Annotated in this window: 17 protein-coding genes; all 17 read left to right on the top strand. The window is 64.7% G+C overall.

The features are described 5' to 3' along the window. Positions 1–2: 2 nt before the first annotated feature. The 17 genes from GO986_RS08630 (at position 3) to GO986_RS08550 (ending at position 15,576) form a co-directional block, all read left to right on the top strand. A complete protein-coding gene (locus GO986_RS08630; RefSeq protein ID WP_157458878.1) occupies positions 3–1,439 on the top strand; it encodes a hypothetical protein in 1,437 nt (478 codons plus the stop codon). Continuing rightward, complete coding sequence (locus GO986_RS08625) at positions 1,402–2,748, top strand: S49 family peptidase (protein WP_157458877.1); 1,347 nt, start codon at positions 1,402–1,404, stop codon at positions 2,746–2,748. Before GO986_RS08630 ends, GO986_RS08625 begins: the two co-directional genes overlap by 38 nt. 43 nt (positions 2,749–2,791) lie before the next feature. Then, positions 2,792–3,151 (top strand): hypothetical protein, encoded by a 360-nt coding sequence (locus GO986_RS08620; protein WP_157458876.1) that lies wholly within the window; start codon positions 2,792–2,794, stop codon positions 3,149–3,151. A gap of 69 nt (positions 3,152–3,220) precedes the next feature. After that, the gene (locus tag GO986_RS08615; protein ID WP_157458875.1) at positions 3,221–4,438 is read left to right on the top strand and encodes a hypothetical protein; all 1,218 of its coding nucleotides are present in this window, start codon (positions 3,221–3,223) and stop codon (positions 4,436–4,438) included. A gap of 77 nt (positions 4,439–4,515) precedes the next feature. Continuing rightward, on the top strand, positions 4,516–4,812 hold the full coding sequence (locus GO986_RS08610; RefSeq protein WP_157458874.1) for a hypothetical protein: 297 nt from the start codon (positions 4,516–4,518) through the stop codon (positions 4,810–4,812). Positions 4,813–4,818: 6 nt separating this feature from the next. Beyond that, positions 4,819–5,235 carry a hypothetical protein gene (locus GO986_RS08605; protein ID WP_157458873.1) on the top strand — a complete coding sequence of 139 codons (417 nt, stop codon included), beginning with the start codon at positions 4,819–4,821 and terminating at the stop codon, positions 5,233–5,235. Beyond that, positions 5,232–5,705: a hypothetical protein gene (locus GO986_RS08600; RefSeq protein WP_157458872.1), complete on the top strand. Its 474-nt coding sequence runs from the start codon at positions 5,232–5,234 to the stop codon at positions 5,703–5,705. Before GO986_RS08605 ends, GO986_RS08600 begins: the two co-directional genes overlap by 4 nt. Then, on the top strand, positions 5,702–6,130 hold the full coding sequence (locus GO986_RS08595) for a hypothetical protein (RefSeq protein ID WP_369409257.1): 429 nt from the start codon (positions 5,702–5,704) through the stop codon (positions 6,128–6,130). Before GO986_RS08600 ends, GO986_RS08595 begins: the two co-directional genes overlap by 4 nt. Before the next feature lie 25 nt (positions 6,131–6,155). Beyond that, positions 6,156–6,440 (top strand): hypothetical protein, encoded by a 285-nt coding sequence (locus GO986_RS08590; RefSeq protein WP_157458871.1) that lies wholly within the window; start codon positions 6,156–6,158, stop codon positions 6,438–6,440. A 191-nt stretch (positions 6,441–6,631) separates the two neighbouring features. Continuing rightward, on the top strand, positions 6,632–7,042 hold the full coding sequence (locus GO986_RS08585) for a hypothetical protein (RefSeq protein WP_157458870.1): 411 nt from the start codon (positions 6,632–6,634) through the stop codon (positions 7,040–7,042). 8 nt (positions 7,043–7,050) lie between these two features. Next, positions 7,051–7,776 carry a hypothetical protein gene (locus GO986_RS08580; protein WP_157458869.1) on the top strand — a complete coding sequence of 242 codons (726 nt, stop codon included), beginning with the start codon at positions 7,051–7,053 and terminating at the stop codon, positions 7,774–7,776. A gap of 20 nt (positions 7,777–7,796) precedes the next feature. Beyond that, a complete protein-coding gene (locus tag GO986_RS08575) occupies positions 7,797–8,084 on the top strand; it encodes a hypothetical protein (protein WP_157458868.1) in 288 nt (95 codons plus the stop codon). Further along, the gene (locus tag GO986_RS08570; protein ID WP_157458867.1) at positions 8,084–8,500 is read left to right on the top strand and encodes a hypothetical protein; all 417 of its coding nucleotides are present in this window, start codon (positions 8,084–8,086) and stop codon (positions 8,498–8,500) included. Before GO986_RS08575 ends, GO986_RS08570 begins: the two co-directional genes overlap by 1 nt. Beyond that, positions 8,497–8,805 carry a hypothetical protein gene (locus tag GO986_RS08565; protein WP_232337640.1) on the top strand — a complete coding sequence of 103 codons (309 nt, stop codon included), beginning with the start codon at positions 8,497–8,499 and terminating at the stop codon, positions 8,803–8,805. The genes GO986_RS08570 and GO986_RS08565 overlap by 4 nt, the downstream gene beginning before the upstream one ends. Beyond that, positions 8,802–9,347, top strand: coding sequence for a hypothetical protein (locus GO986_RS08560; RefSeq protein ID WP_157458865.1), 546 nt, complete (start codon positions 8,802–8,804; stop codon positions 9,345–9,347). Before GO986_RS08565 ends, GO986_RS08560 begins: the two co-directional genes overlap by 4 nt. Positions 9,348–9,412: 65 nt before the next feature. Next, entirely contained in the window at positions 9,413–15,040 is a 5,628-nt protein-coding gene (locus GO986_RS08555; RefSeq protein WP_157458864.1) for a phage tail tape measure protein, read from the top strand. After that, positions 15,037–15,576 carry a hypothetical protein gene (locus GO986_RS08550; protein ID WP_157458863.1) on the top strand — a complete coding sequence of 180 codons (540 nt, stop codon included), beginning with the start codon at positions 15,037–15,039 and terminating at the stop codon, positions 15,574–15,576. The genes GO986_RS08555 and GO986_RS08550 overlap by 4 nt, the downstream gene beginning before the upstream one ends. The last annotated feature ends 11 nt before the right edge of the window (positions 15,577–15,587 follow it).

Genomic DNA, 15,587 nt, shown 5'->3' with positions numbered 1-15,587 from the left:
CCATGAACCCAGCTGTCCAGCGCCTCCTCGCGGAGAAATACCCACGCGACGACGCGCCCCGCGCCCGGAGCCCCACCGCAGACCGCAGTGCCCTCGTCACTCCCCAGCGCCTCCTGGCCCGCGCTGCTGCGGCCAATCGGCCTATGCCCAAAGGCCGCGTCAGCCGCACCCTGGCCGATGGTGGCTGGACGTGGTTCTGGAGTCCCAGCGTCTTCGGCAGTCGGGGCCGCCGGGAAGCCATTCAGCTCTGCCGCGAGGCCACCGTTACTAATGCCGACGCCAGCGGCGCCATGCAGGACCTCGTGGCGCTGGCCAACCCCCCAGCCCCGGATGGCACACCAGGCGTCCGGGTGGAATTCGAGGGCAGCCCCAGTGCAGTGGTCCGCGCTGAGCGCGAGACCACCCGATTCCTGGATCGCCTGCACCTGCCCCTTCACGAGTTGGTGAATCAGCAGGTGCGCGAGGCCTACCAGGCCGGGGGCTGCGCCGTTGAAGCCTTCCCCAACCGCAGCCGCACTGGCGTGGCCGGCATTGAACTGCTGACCGCTGAGGAGATCAGTCTGCGGCGCAGCGGGGACGTGCGCGAGTACTGGCAGGACGGCAACGCCCAGCCCATGCACCCGGACACGTTCCTCTACACGCCCTACGGTGCGCGCGGCACCGATGAGCTGGGCACCCCGGCCATGATTGCGGCCCTGACCGAAATCGAGCGCCAGGCGGCCATCACGCTGGGCATCGACAAGGTCATCCGCTTGATTGCCCAGGGGGTGTTTCTGGAAGTGGGGGTGCCCAAGCCCACGCTGAAAGAGCTGGGGGTGGAGAGCGAACAGGATCCTTACTACCAGGAGGCTGTGGCCGATCACTACGCCGCCTATCTGGACACCATCACTCAGACCCGTGACCTCGGCGTCGCAGCCGTGGAAGACGGGGCCAGCATCAAGAGCGTGCCCCTGACCGGCAACGTGGGCGGGCTGAGCGACCTAGAAGAGATGAACGCCCTCAAGGTCTGGTCTGGCCTGCTCACCCTGCCCTTCATGCGCGGGAAGATGGACAGCACCACGCAGGCTCTGGCTCAGGTCGTCTACCCGATTCAGCTGGCCCACAGCGCCAACCTGCGGCAGACTGCCGCGCGCGGCATCGTCTTCGCCTTGAATCTGAATCTGCGCTTGGCGGGCATCCCAGCCAAAGCCAGCCTTGCTTTCCAAGAGCCGCCCAATCCCTTCCGCAAGGACCACGCCGAAGCGGCACTGGCCCAGGCGCAGGTGGACGAGAAGTATTCAGTGCTGTACGGGGACAGCTACCTGGAATGGGCGGCAGAGCGAGACGGCTTCGACGGTAAGAAGGTGCTGCGCGACCGGAAGAAGCGCGCGGCTCAAGTTCCAAATCCACCCCCCGGAGGTGATGACCCTGAGCAAGACGACGAGCCCGCCGACGAGTAGCCCGTTCCTGGGCCGCCCGCTGGCCATCCTGCCCAGTGCCCTGAGCGCGCTGGAAGACAGCATTCGGGCTGGACCCGAACACCTGACCCGCCTGGCTGAGACCGCCCCCACGTCCACCCGTGAGGGGCGCGTTGCTGTCATCCGCCTGCATGGCCCCGTGCTGGCCGGCGCACCCAGCTGGTACCGCGAGTACTTCGCCCTGACCGATCCCTATGAACTGGCGGCGGCCGTGCGGGCCGCAGCGGGTGACACTGCCGTGGCTGGCATCGTGCTGGACGTGAACAGCCCCGGCGGCGTGGTGGAAGGGGTGGACCTGGCCGCCGAAGCCGTGCGAGAGGCCGCCAAGGTGAAGCCCGTTATCGCGGCCGTGCGCGACTTGATGGGCAGCGCGGCGTACTGGATCGGGTGCGGGGCCAGCAGCATCCTGACGGGCCGCACGAGCATGGTGGGCAGCATCGGCACGTTCATGCGCTGGACGGATTACAGCGGCATGGCCGCCCAGGACGGCATCAAGCTGCATGTCTACCGCAGCGGCGACCTAAAGGCCCCAGGTCAGCCCGGCGAAGCACACAACGACGCTGTAGACGAGACCTACACCACCCTCGTGGAAGACACCAACGCCGTGTTTCTGCGTGGTGTGGCCCTGGGCCGGAGTGCCACCCCTGAGCAGGTCCAGGACCGCTGGGCCAGTGGCCGGGTGTGGGTGGGTGAACAGGCGATTGCGGCCGGTGTGGCTGACCGTCTAGGCACACTCGCAGACGCCATCACGCTCGCCTCGGCGGGCAAAGCCAAAGGTGGCGCCGCCCGCGCCGCCGCTCTCTCCCCGCCCTCCGGCGGAAAGGTTGGTGTCCCGATGGACGAACTGCTGACCCTGCTCGGCCTGAGTGCCGACGCCACCCCCGAACAGATCAAGGCCGCACTGAACAAGCGCGAGGCGGCTGCGAAGACAGCAGAGCGTGCTTCGCTCTTGGCCGCCATCGGTGTGACCGAGGAAGAGGGCAAGTCCGCCGATCTGGCTGCCGTAAAGGCCCAGGCCGCAGACGGCGCCGCGTACCGCACCGCGCTGACTGATCAGCTCAAGGCCCGCACCATCACGCTGCGCGGCAATGACGAAGCCGGACAGGCTGCGGCTGACCGGGCCGCCAAAGTGTGGGGGAAAGCCGATATTGCTGACCTCAAAGCCGAAGTGGACCGCCTGGACAGCGAGATTGAAGCCGCGCTGCCCGGTGGCCGCATCAGCCGCGCCCCCAAGGAAACGGCGGACCCGCAGCGCCGCCCCGCGCCTGCCGCCGCCTACGGCGTCCGCTGAGCGGCCCGGCCCTTCGCCCTGACTCTCGCCCAGGAGGCACCGCATGAAGCAGATTCGCGTTGGTAAGGCCGGATTCAACGGCCAGGACCCCAAGCTCGGCATCACCTACAAAGTCGCCACCAGTGCCGTGAAAGGCGACATCGTTGGTCCCACCACGAACGCCGGCGAGGTGGGCCGCCCGGCCGCTGCCGCCAAGTTCGTAGGCCAGCTCATCACGAAGGAAGCGGACGGGTACGGCACCGTCGAGCGCGGCCTGGTGAACGTGGCCCGCCGCACCGGCGCCATCAGCGTCGGGATTCAGAACCTGCAAGCTGATGGCACGGGTGGTGTGCAGGCCGGAACGGGCGTGGAATGCCACGTCATCGCCACGGACAGCGACAGCGTCGCGTTTTACATCCTGTAGTCGCCTCGGCTCTCCACCGGCCCCGCAGCCCTGCTGTGCGGGCCTTTCCCTTGCCCCACGGAGGCACCCATGACCATCAAACGACTGGCTCAGCTGGACGACGGCATCTACCAGGACGCCACCCAGACCGGCGCGACCCACAACCGCAGCTACATCAACCTGAACCTCCACCTCCATGAGATGGCCCGCAAGGGTGACATTGCCCCCGACCTCTACGACCCCGAGCTGCGCGTGAACGGCCAGCCGGTCAGTGCCGTGCGCCAGCTGCTGGTGAACAGCGGCGTGGTGCTGGACGGCCCGAACGCCAGCACCTGCGCGGTGTTCACCCCCAATCACCCGGACTACGTGCGCGGCGCGGACGTCCTCTTTGCCGGACTGAGCCAGGAGATGTTCGAGCACAGCATGGGCATCGGCCGCAGCAGCGACCTGTCGTTCAGCACTAACCCCAGCGCGCCGGGTGACGTGGAATACCCGCTGCAGCTGCGCGGCCTGGTGGACCAGCGCGAGGACGTGGCCCAGGAACTGGTGAGCCTGGACGATCTGGTGGACACCACGACTGGGGTGGACGGCGACGGTTACCGCAGCGCCCAGATCACGGAACCCACTTACGACAGTTACAACCTGACCCGCGTGGCGGAGGCCAGCGACATGCTGCTGTACACCATCGGCAGCAGTGAGCGCGAGGTGCACGTCTACAAGCGGGGCGGCCGGGTGCGTGTGTCCTACGAGGTGCTGCGCCGCCTGAAGCTGCCCCTCTTGCAGCTGACCTTCGACACCATCGCGGAGGGCGAGCGCCGCGCGCGCATCAAGGAAGCCGTAGAAACGATGGTGAACGGGGACGGCAACGGGAACGGGTACGTGCTGTACGGCACCACGCCGGCGGACTGGAGCATTCAGGTGGTGGACGAGTACCGCATCCGCCTGGCCGTCAATGGGCGCAGCATTCGCCTGTACGTGGGAGATCTGGTCGAAGTGCTGCGGATCCTGGCGCTGCGTTACCCCGTGGCGAACCAGAGCCTGACGCCGGACCAGCTGGCCATGTACGGCGCCGACATGCGCGCCCCGGACGGCCGCCGGATGCGCGTGGCCCCGACCGGCAGCATTCTGGACGGCAGCAAGACGCTGCTGGCCATCGTGCGCGGCCTGGAGCGCGTGGTGGAGAACGGCAGCCAGATCCAGGAAACGCAGAAGTTCATTCGGAACCAGACCCAGGAATGGACGATGAGCATCAACGAGGGCTACGCCAAGCCCTTTGCGAACAGCGTCCAGGCCATCCGCCGCGCCTGAGCCTGACCCAATCCATCGCCCCTTCCCGGCCCAGCTGACCTGTTCAGGCTGGGCCGTGCCCCTACAGGAGGCCACTCATGGCCCGAAGCAAAAAAGAGCTGGTGGAGGCGATTGCCGCTGCCGGTGGTGAAACCCTGAACCCTGACGACCACACCGCAGCTGAGTTGGAGGCGAAGCTGGACGAACTCGAAGCACAGGCGGAGGAAGTCGCCACCATCACGGTGAAGGTCAACCCGGACAAGGGGAGCGGCAGCTACCTGCACCCGGAGAGCAAGACAGCCATTGAGCGCGGCGGCAAGGCTGTCGAGGTGCCAGACGATGCCTGGACCCAGGACATGGTGGCCAAGCGCTTCTTGCTTGAAGTGCGGAAGTGAGTCGGGATGGCCCTCACCGTTACCCCGGCTGATGTGGCTGCGTATGCCCCGGATGCGCCCGCCGTGACCACGGGGCAGATTGAAGAAGCGGTGGACTGGGCCGAACCGCAGCTGGCCCGGTACGGCGTCGTCTTGGTGCCGAACAGTGCGCAGGAACGGGCGGCGAAACGGGCGGTGATGAACTACGCCCTGCACCTGCGCACGAGTACTGGGGCCAGCAGCAGCCGCACGAAGACCACAGGGGCCGCTACCAAGAAAATCAAGGCCGGCAAGGTCGAATTGGAGAAGGCGGCTGGGCCTTCTGCTGAGGACGTGGCGGCCAATCTGGTGACCAGCGCCGCTGAGTACCTGTCTCGCGCCTGGCAGGCCTTGTACGCCGCTGGGGTGCCACGTCCGGTGCGGGCTGTTGGGGCGTCGCGATGACCGGCGCCATCACCGCTGAATTTCAGGCTGCGCGACCTGAATTTGACGAGCTGTACGCCGAGATGGGCCAGATGCTGCGTGTGTTCAAGGCTCAGGCCGCTACGTCTGACCCCGGTGCCCAGCCCCTGCCCGAATACGACGAGCGCGGGGAACTGGTGACGCCACCAGCGCCTGACCCCACGCCCACCACACCGGGCGCAGGCACAGCTGTAGGTACTTACCCGTGCATCGCTTACCAGCTTGACGCCAAGGACAAAGCCGACCTAGGCGCCGATATGGCGGTGCCGCTCTGGGAAGTCGTGGCGCACTGGTCCGCCCCGTTGCATGACCCTGGCCTGCTGTTCGAGGTGTTCGGTGGCGAGCTGCCGAAACCGCTGCTGCTGTCTCCACTCGGCGACATCGTGGATGAAGGCACGCAGCGGCTGTGCTGGACGTTTACCGCCCGCGCACCAGAAGGCCGGTCAGTGTGAACGCTCAGCTGCGGCTTCATCCCGACGTAGAAGAGCGGCTCCGGCGCCATCTTCAGCCCGCCCTGGAAGTCATCGCCGACACCACGCTGGTCTTTCTCCGCGAGAAGCTGAACCAGACCGGCAGCGGCACCCACCACCCTGGGCTGCCCAATCCCAGCAGCAACCCCGGCGAGTACCCGGCCAAGCAAGGCGGCGCCCTGCTGGCCTGCCTGGGGAAAGAACAGGGCGTCAACGGCTGGGTGGTGGGCGCCCTGAATAGCGTGGCCCCAGTGCCACCCGAAGCCTGGGCGCTGGAGTTTCCAGAGCCGCCGAACAGCCCGATCAGCCGCGCCACGGGGTACGGCGCCCGGCCCTGGCTCTCCAAAGCGGCCAGCGACACGGAACTGGTGGGGCGTATTCGATCTGCTCTGGCCGCCCTGCAGTAGAAATCCACGCTCTGGAGGTACTTCAATGAAGCCAAGCATCGGCAGAATCGTTCACGTTGTTCTCGCAAGTGGCGCACATCGGCCCGCAACGGTCGTCAACGCTTTTGACAATGATCGTCCAAACGTAGCTGTCTTTCTGGATGTGACAAACGATCTGGGTCACTCCGTTCATACCGAAGAAGGCGCTGACATCTTCCCTGAATCCAGTGCGGCGTTTGTCCGGATTGGAGGTGTCGCGCAATTGGACAGCGTGCCTCATGACGAGGACACCAAAGCGCCCGGCACCTGGCACTGGCCTGAACGCGAGTAGCCGGGTGGCTTCTCGTTCATCGGGGCCGGTCCTGCCGGCTGACCCTCAGAAGGCCCACGCCTTTTTCCGGGAACTGTCCGCGCTGTGCACTCAGCACGGCTTCATCCTGGGCCGCGCGGTCTGGGCCGCACCGGAACGCGCTATCGCTCACTTTGAGGTGCAGATCATCGCACCGACCACGAGGTTCATGGATGACCCTGGATCAACTCCTTGACGCGCTAGGCGTGCGCCTGGCCCGTGATGACACCAATGCTGTAGCCAGCCACATGGTCCCCAACCCCCTGCCAGAACCGGGCACCATCTATGCCGTGACCAGCGAGACCGAGGGCGCCCCGGTTCAAGGTCATGGGTTCCAGCAGCGGCAGCGCCTGGTGCTCGTGATGCTCTACGGCGCGGCGCCTACGGCGGCTGGGAAGCGGCAACTCGACCTCTTGCTGGCCCATCTGAAAGCCCGTGCGGGCGAGGTGGACCGGCACCCGACTCTTCGCCTCCGGCAGGGTGGTGCCTCACCGGCTGACACCATGCCGCCCCGTTACGACCTCATCACGCGCACCCATTACGCCGGGCAGCGCTTCGCCCTCACGTACGTGCACAGCACCTAGGAGCCATCATGCAGACCACGAACCTGCCCACTGCCCTGCCCACTGAAACCACGCCCAAGACCTACAGCGCGAACAAGCTGCGCACATTCATTCTGAGTACGCTGGCCACCACGCTGGTCGTGAACGGCACCATTACCAACACGGCCACGGTGAATGCGAATGCCACGACGGCCCAGCTCTCAGCGACGGTCGATACCTTCGTTCCGAGTGGCACGCTGCTGCTGTTCGGCACGGTGCCCATCACGACCACGGCGGACGTGACCATTGGGACCAGTGCCACGGCTGTAAGTATCCAGGCTGCGCCTGTAGGCGGGGTTGCGTCAAGTACGACGGCGACCTACAGCAACCTGTTGGAGATCCCCACGCCGGAAGAAGTCAGCCCCACACTGACCAGCGACGAGGAAACGATCAAGGTGCACGGTCGCAACACCCCCATCCGCAGTGTGAACGGCACGGACCTGACCGCGAACATCCGCACGCTGGCGGCCATTGATGACCCTGTCGTGAAGCGCCTGATCACTCGGGGGATGAGCCTGAGCCCGAACAACCGGGAGCGCATCCTGTGGCTGTATGACGATGGCTTCGCGCTGCTGGCCACGGTCAACATCGGGGCGCCGAACCGTCAGGCGGCCCCTGGGGGGACGCAGCGGTGCATGTTCACGGCGAACCTGAGCGGCGGACTGCACTGGGCCAACCTGAACGAGACGACGCCCACCTGGAAAGCGCTGAGCTAAGCCCCGGAGGGAGGTGAGTCATGCAGATACCACTGATCGTGTTCGGAGAGCGTGGCCGCCTCCCGCAGCTGAGCCTGCTGGGCTGCACCGTGCATCCCGACCGGATTGAAGCCCAGGGCTACATCCTCCACGCGCCCCTGAAGCGCGGGAAGACCCTGGCCCGGATGCAGAAGGCGGCGCACGGCTGGGGGGTGCCGCGTGGTGCCCTGCAAGCCCGCGCGCCCCGCCTGATGCCGCCAGAAGGGCAGGCAGGGGCCGTGAGTATTCACACTGGGCTGACTTTGCCCATTACACGAGGCGGCATCTGATGGACCAACACGAGAAACACCTTTTACGGACAACGGCACCCGAGGCAGCCCTTGGGGAACCCAATCCCGATTTTTCTGAACTGTACGGCGCCGTCTTGGTGCCTTATCTGGCTCCCAGTTGGCGCGAGATGTCGCTGGTGCGTGCCCTGCACGAGCTGGACCTGGGCGACCAAGCGGCTGTGATTTATTCCCTTGTGCAGCGTCGGCTGCCCACGCTGACCTTTGAGCAGTTCTGCGAGTTGACCGGGCCGGACGGCTTCACCGACTGGTGGCAGGCCAACCGGCCGCCACGGGATGCAGAGGGTGGTGATAGCCGCCCCCCTTCGACTGGGCGGGGGCGCTCGGCACCCTCGCCCTGGTCAGTCCTGCTGTCCGGTGGTACGACGCCCCCCTCGATCAAGTCCAGTCCGCCTTGAGAGCGCACGCGGAGGGTGAACAGCGCCAGTGGCAGCGGCAAGTGTGGGCCGGCGCGCTGGCTTGGGGTGCTGAGGCGCCGAAAGACCTACACCAGCGCATCCTGCCCAACTTTGAGGGTCAGGGCCAGGTGAACGCGCCGCGTGCGCTGCCGTATCCGGTGCCTGCTGGCGTGGCGGCAGGGCTGGCTGAGGCCATGCAGTTGGGGCTATTGCAAGGGCCGGTGTGGACCCAGTGGGCAGCAGCGCGGGATGGGCGGCCACTGCTGAAGATTTGGGAGGGGATTGCGGCGGTGGGGGGTGGGTGAAGGGGACAAACAAATGCGGCCACAATCCGAAAGATATTCAGTACGATGCTGAAACGATGAGAGGTTTTTCCGTAGTTGCTGCGTTTTTAATACTCAGTTTTGGGCAAGCCGTCACCAGTTCAACGGTCTTGGCTGAAGGTCAGATTTGGAGCGTGACAACTGATGACGGCACGTTCGTACTCACATCGAGGGTAGGAGCAAAAGAACAGAATTCGAGAGGATTTTACTTTGGGAATTCTAGCGGAACAGACGAAGAATCGTTTCATTCAGGACTTTTCAATGGAAAAGTTGATCAAAATACTATCTCCTTAGTGAAACATGAGGAAGAGAGTGGGGATTTAAAAACATACACCTGCACTATCTATAAGCCATCTGCAAAAATTGGCGTTGCCCAGAAGGGGCTTTACCGTGTGATCCATATCCTAAATACTGAACAAGGATCTAAAATTATGGCGTCTGGCAAAGACGAAGATTTCAAGCGATTTCAGCAGACGGGTAACCTGATGGGTCAGCGCACCTGCACACTCACCCGTACGAAGTAACCGACGCCGCCTCAATTCACCGCCCCCCGTGGGCGGTTTTTCATTCCCCTTCGGAGGCATCCCCTATGACCCAGACCTCTCTTGGTGATCTGGTCCTCACACCCGTCCTCGACATGACCGACGTGCACACGCAGCTGGCCAAGTACCGGCAGTTTGTGGAACGCGAAACCGGCGTCAAGATCACCGTGGACGCCCGTGAGTCGCTGAACTCCCTAGACCGTGTCAAGCGCGACCTGGCCCAGATGGGCGACCTGAACCGCCAGCAGACCGCACAGCAAACCCAGAACGCCCGGCTGCTGGGCGCGCAGTACCAGGCCAGCATGCGTGCCCTTCAGGAACAGAACGCGGCGGTCATCGCGGCCCACCGCGCCCAGACGGCGGCGGGCCGGGCGGAAGCGGCTGCGGCAGCTGAGCGCACCGCGCGCATCCGGGAACAGCAAGCCCAGCTGCGGCTGACGGCGCAGCTCGCCACCCAGGCCGCGCGTGATGAGAAGCAGCGCTCGATGGCCAGCGTCAATGCCCTCTCGAACGAGATGGTCTCGTACCGGAACATGTATAAAGCGCGCCAAATCGGGGAGGCTGAGCTTCTCGAAGCCCAGCGGCGCATTCATAGTCAGGCACTCTTGCAAGCTCAAGCCGTAGACAAGACGACCGATGCCTACCGGCGCTTGACTGAGGTGGCGGCGGGTGCCCAGCGCTCCATTGATCGTGCGGAAGGCGTGAACCCTAGAGGGGGTTTGGCTGAAGGGGTCTCGATGGGCCTGCAATCTGCTCTGGGCCAGTTCGGCGTGGCCGGTGACTTGCTGGGCGGCTTTGTCCAGTACATCGCGGCTAAACGCGCCGCCGCCGTCAATACAGCCGAAACTCTCGGCTCGGACACGATGGAAGGCCTGATCCGGGGCATGAAGTCTGACCAGGCGCAGGTCAAGGACACCGCTGGAAAGGCTGCTGACGGCATTGAAGCAGCGGTGCGCGAGCGGCTGGATATCCACTCGCCCTCTCGTGTCATGGAGTACCTGGGCCGCATGGTGGGCGACGGCTTTGTCAGTGGTATCCGGTCTCGCTGGGACGATGCCAAGCGCGCGGCCAACGGCCTGAGTGATGCGGCCCGCAGCGGCATTGCCACGAACCTGGGCAGCGGGACCGTGACCGGCAACCTGGGCGGCATGCTGCTGGGTGGCGCGGCGGGCGGCATTCTGGAGTCCGGCAAGATCTCGAACACCTCTCAGGCCCTAGATGGTCTCAACAAGCAGCTGGAGCAGAATGCCGCCGCAAGTGCAGCAGCGGCCACAGCCGGCGCGGCGACCGAGGTGGCCACGGAAGCCCTGGGCGGCGCAGTGGAAGGCGCGGCGGAGCACGTCCAATCGTTTACCGACGCTCGCCGTGAGCAGGACGCGGTGCAGCGTGAGGCCGCCATCAATGACGCCAAGACCGCGCTGGCGTTTACGGCGGTGGCCGCTGCTGCAACGGCCGCCGCTGTCGCCTTGGCTGTCAACTTCAACGCCGCAGCCGACTACGAAGCAGCCATGCTCAAGGCCCAGGCCACGACCGAAGCCACCACGGCTCAGATGCAGCAGCTGAACGACGTGGCCCGCAGCAACAGGCTGGCCAATCTGGGGATTGACGGGATTCAGGCGGCCAAAGGCATCGAGGAACTGGGGAGCCAGGGGCTGAACACGGCGCAAATCATTGACGGCGGGCTGGTCAATAGCATGACGCTGGCCAAAGCGGTGAACACCGACGTAGCCACTGCTGCGGGCGTCGCAGCCTCCAGTACGAAAGCCTTCGGTCTGGAAGCGAAAGAGCTGGCCCGCGTAGGCGACGTTGTGACCAATGCGGTCAACGGCACCTCCGTCAAAATCGACAATTTCAGCGATGCCATCGGGGCCGGTGGGGCTGTGGCGAAATCTGCTGGTGTTGAGTTCGTCGAGTTCACGGCGGCCATCAGCTTCATGACCGACAAGGCCATTGGAGCGAGTGACGCGGGGACCAGCCTGAAGTCTTTCCTGCAAGCCCTGACCCCGAACAGTGCAGCAGCGAAGGTCGAAATGCAAAAACTGGGCTTCAGCGCATTCACGGCTGACGGCCAGTTCAAGGGTTTGGGCCAGATGATCGAAGAGCTGCGCGCGGCTTTCCTGAAGCTTAGTCCGGAACAAAGAGCCGTCACCTCAGAGCTAATTTTTGGGTCAGACGGGATTAGGGCTTTTAACATCCTCGTGGAGCAGGGCAGCGCGGGGCTGGAACGCCGCATCGACATGCTGGACCGCACAGGCAAAATGACCGACGCGGCTAATAAGAAGCTGGAGGGCGTACGCGGCGAACAGGAGCGGTTTAACGCAGCTCTGAAGAACTTTCAGATTCAGGCCGGCGAAGCGTTCCTGCCGGCGGGCGCCAAGATGCTGGAATGGTCAGGGAACTTCCTCAAAGACCTGGTGGCCATCAACCGCGAGTACGGCAACCTCTTCAAGGGCAAGGCGTCGTTCGGCGCTGAGACGCTGGATCTCCCAACCTGGCTGAAGCAGACTGGCCTGCGCGAGAGCGACCTGACGCAGGCCGAACTGGAAAAGGTGAAGCTGAATCTGCAACTGATGCAGAACACCGTCAACCTGGCGGCCAAGAATGCCACGCAGTACCGCACCCTCGGCCTGGAAGGCATGGCGCAAGGTGTAGAGCAGCAGGCGCTGAAGGTCCTGGGGACGCTAGGCGCCACGCTGGGCAAGATTCAGGCCGCCGCCAGTCAGCGCCCCCGCGCCATCGGGCCGGAGCAGGGCGGTACGGGCTCTGCGTCTGGCGTTCCCGATGGCGCCGCGCTGGTAAGCGGAAAAACCCTTGTGACCCTGCTGGGCATGGGTGGGCGCAAAGTGTTGAACGAATATGGCGTCAGCGGCGCCGATTACCACCACGACGGCGCGGTCTCGGCCAATGCCACCCACAACGGGATTGATTACGCAGCACCCAGAGGTGCGCCGATCATTGCCCCGTTCACAGGGCTGCTGACTGTCCGAGAAGACGCCAAGAACGGCAAAGTCTTTGAACTGGTGGACGCACTGGGCCAGAAGCTACTGGGCATTCATCTGGACTCGTTTGATAAGGGCGTGCTGGAAGCGCTGGAAGCCGGTGGAGGAAAAGCCATTATCCAGGCTGGCCAGAAGATCGGCGGCGTGGGGAATACCGGCACGACAGCTGGAAAGACGCCGCACTTACATCTGATGGGGTATGACCGGAGCGGCAACGTGGTCAGCCCTACCTTGCTCCAGTACCAGAGCAAGACCGAAGAGGGCTACTACCAGGGCAGCGGCTATGGCCGTGACGCCCCGACCGTGCCAGAGAAGGGCTTTGACGCCTACATCAAGGAAGCCCAGCGCCTGACTGCTGCCGTGGAGAAATACGCGCCCCGTGGCGCCGCGCCTGACGCTGAGAAGTGGAAAGCGGCCAACGAAACGCTCAAGAAGTTCCGCGAATCCAACGATCTGGCCGCCCAGGCGCTGGAATGGGTGAGCCTTGAGACGGGCAAAAGCGAGAAGGCCGTCTCTCAGTACGGCCAGACCTTCGACCGCCTCAAGGGCCAGCTGGACATTACTCAGGCCTTCAAAGACAAGGGGGGCAGCACTGCCGACTACCTGAAGAACCTTGACGCCATTGCGAAAGCGGCAGAGGCAGCCGCCAACGCTGAACGTGACCGCAATGGGGTGACCAGTGAGAAGTACAAGCAGCTCCTGTCCCTCAGTGCGGATGCCGCCAAAAAAGCACAGGGGGAGCGCGACCGCCAGAACCGCGAACAAGACGCCGCCGACCGCGAAGCCGAACAGCGCCGCAACGAGGCTCAGCAGCGGGCCGCCAAGATCAATGAAGCCCTGCGCCAGGGGCGGATCGAAGCGGCCCGCCTAGAGCTGGGCCGCCTCGACACCATGCGCGAGAACGATCTGCGCGCGGCCGGCGACAACGCCCAAAAGGTTGCCCAGGTGGAACTGCGGTACGCGGAACTGACCTATCAAGCCAGGAAAGCAATTGCTGAGAAAGAGCGTCAGGACCGGGATGCGGAAATCAAGAACAACACGGGCTTGAACGATGCGGCCCGCAAACTCGCCCTGAGCAACAGCAAAAAGGTCTATGACAACGCCATTCTCTCGGCGGACTCTGCTCTGAGAGCGGCCCAGAGCAAGATTGCGGCGGACCTGACCCAGCTCAGCATCGAGACCGGCGGCGCCTTCGCCGTCGCCTTCGCCACTGGTCTGAAAGACGCCCTGGAACTGGACGAGCAGGTAACAGCCGCCGCGATCAAGAACTCCGCCCCCATTCCCCTTGACCTCTCCGAGCTGCGAGACCGTTCCCTGGCCGTCCTCGACATTCAGCGTCAGGGCAATGAAGCCCTGGCCGAAGAGGCCCTGGACTTTGCCGACCAGCTGACCAAGAAGGAGGATTACAGCGGTGCCCTGGGCGTCTTAGAAGCCGCCCTGGAAGCCGTGTTTACGGCCGCTCAAGGCGGTGAAGACGCTGGTGAGGCCATCAACAAACTGACCGTGGCCATCGAAAAGCTGAACGCCACCCGGCGGGAGGCACTGGACCTGCAACGTCAGGAAAACGCCCTCCAGATGGCCGGCGAGTCCCCGCTGAACCCCAACCCGGCGCGCAATCCTGGCCCAATCACGGGACCGGCTATGGAGGGCACACCCGTGGCCGCGCGCGGCACCCGCGCGCCGGAGCCGGCCACGCCTGACCCTGGGGTAGCGGCGCGCGACCCTGGCGCGGCGGAGCGGGCCGAACGCTGGGAAGCCACGCTCCGCGCCGAACGGGTAGACGAGTACCGCGCTTCCCTAGAGCTACTCACCCTGGCGGAGCTGAATGAAGCCAAGGCGAGGGCTATTCAGGGCCAGGACAGTGAGCGGTACGGCCTCATCCTGGCCGAGATCACGCGGCAGACCGAGGCCAACCGGGTGGCCATTGAAGCGGCGGCGCAGGCTGCTGTGGACCTGTACCGCAACCCCGATGAGGACCGCCTGGAGAGCTGGAATGCTCGCCTGACCGATCTGGTCGAAAGCTATGAAGCTGGGGGCATGACCGCGGTGCAGTTTGGGGAACAGGTGCAGGAACTGGCCCCTGAGCTGGACCGCCTGGCTGATGCGGCTGAACGTCAGGGCCAGACCGACCTGGCCCAGATTTACCGGGACGCAGCGGCCGGTCTGCGCGCCATGACCCCCGAGGTCAGCAAGACCCTGGCCAGCTTGAACAAGGTCAGCGAATACGCGGGCTATGTGCGCGACCTCTCCAGCGCCCTTTCCGGGCTGGCCAGCAGCACAGGGAACGATGACCTGGCCGCGAATCTGGATGGGGCCGCCAACGCCGCCAGTCGCATCGGGGACATGGCGGTGGACGTGGCCAAGCTGGTGGCCAGCAGCGGGGCCGACATCGGCGCCTGGGTCAGCCTGAGTGTGAAGCTGATTGGGAGCGTCTCAGACGCGCTCAACGGGTTCCGCCAGGCCTATGAAAAAGCCGACAAGATGCGGGAAGACTTCAACAAGCGCTTCACCCTGATCCGAGGTGACGACTTCGCCAAGACGTTCGTGCGCTCGCGCGGCTGGCTGGCCGATACCTTTGGCGGCGGGCCCGAGGTCCGGCAAGAATTAGACGAGTTCGGTCTGAAGATTGCCCAAGCCATCGAAGGCGGCGTGCTGGGGGCATCAAGAACGGCATGAAGCAGGCCCTCATGACCGGCGACTGGTCAGGCTTCAGCAACACCTTCAGAGAGTCCGCCTACAGCGGCGTGGTGGACGGGTTGATTGAAGCCATCTTCAACGACGCCTTGAAAGAAATCCTGGCGCCGGGCATTAAGGCCCTCACCGACGCCGCAAAGACGGAGGGGACAGCTGACGATGATGCGGCGATGGCCATGGTGGAACGGCAATTAGGCCAAGCGGAGCAATTCGTGACGGGGGTGGGCCAGCGGCTTCAGCCCGGTCTGGACCGGCTGCGCGACAACCTGGGGGTGAAAGTGGACCCCAGCATGACCCGAGGCGTGGACACCACCGGCCTGAGCACCCTCCCAGAACCCATTCAGTTCACACTGGCCACGCCGCTACTGGAAGGGGTGAGGGGCATCAAAGACGCCGCTGGTGTCCTGCTGGAAGGGGCCACGATCATCCGGGACGCGGCCAAAGCGGGCTTCCGGGTCACAGTGGATGGCCCGGCCACCACCGGCGGCTACCGCAGCACCACGGGCACGCTCGTTTGAACTGGGCTTAC

Origin of the sequence: Deinococcus arboris (assembly GCF_009755355.1) — a bacterium.
GTDB lineage: Bacteria > Deinococcota > Deinococci > Deinococcales > Deinococcaceae > Deinococcus > Deinococcus betulae.
Note: the sequence above shows the minus strand (reverse complement) of the source record. Positions and strands in the feature narration are given on the sequence as shown.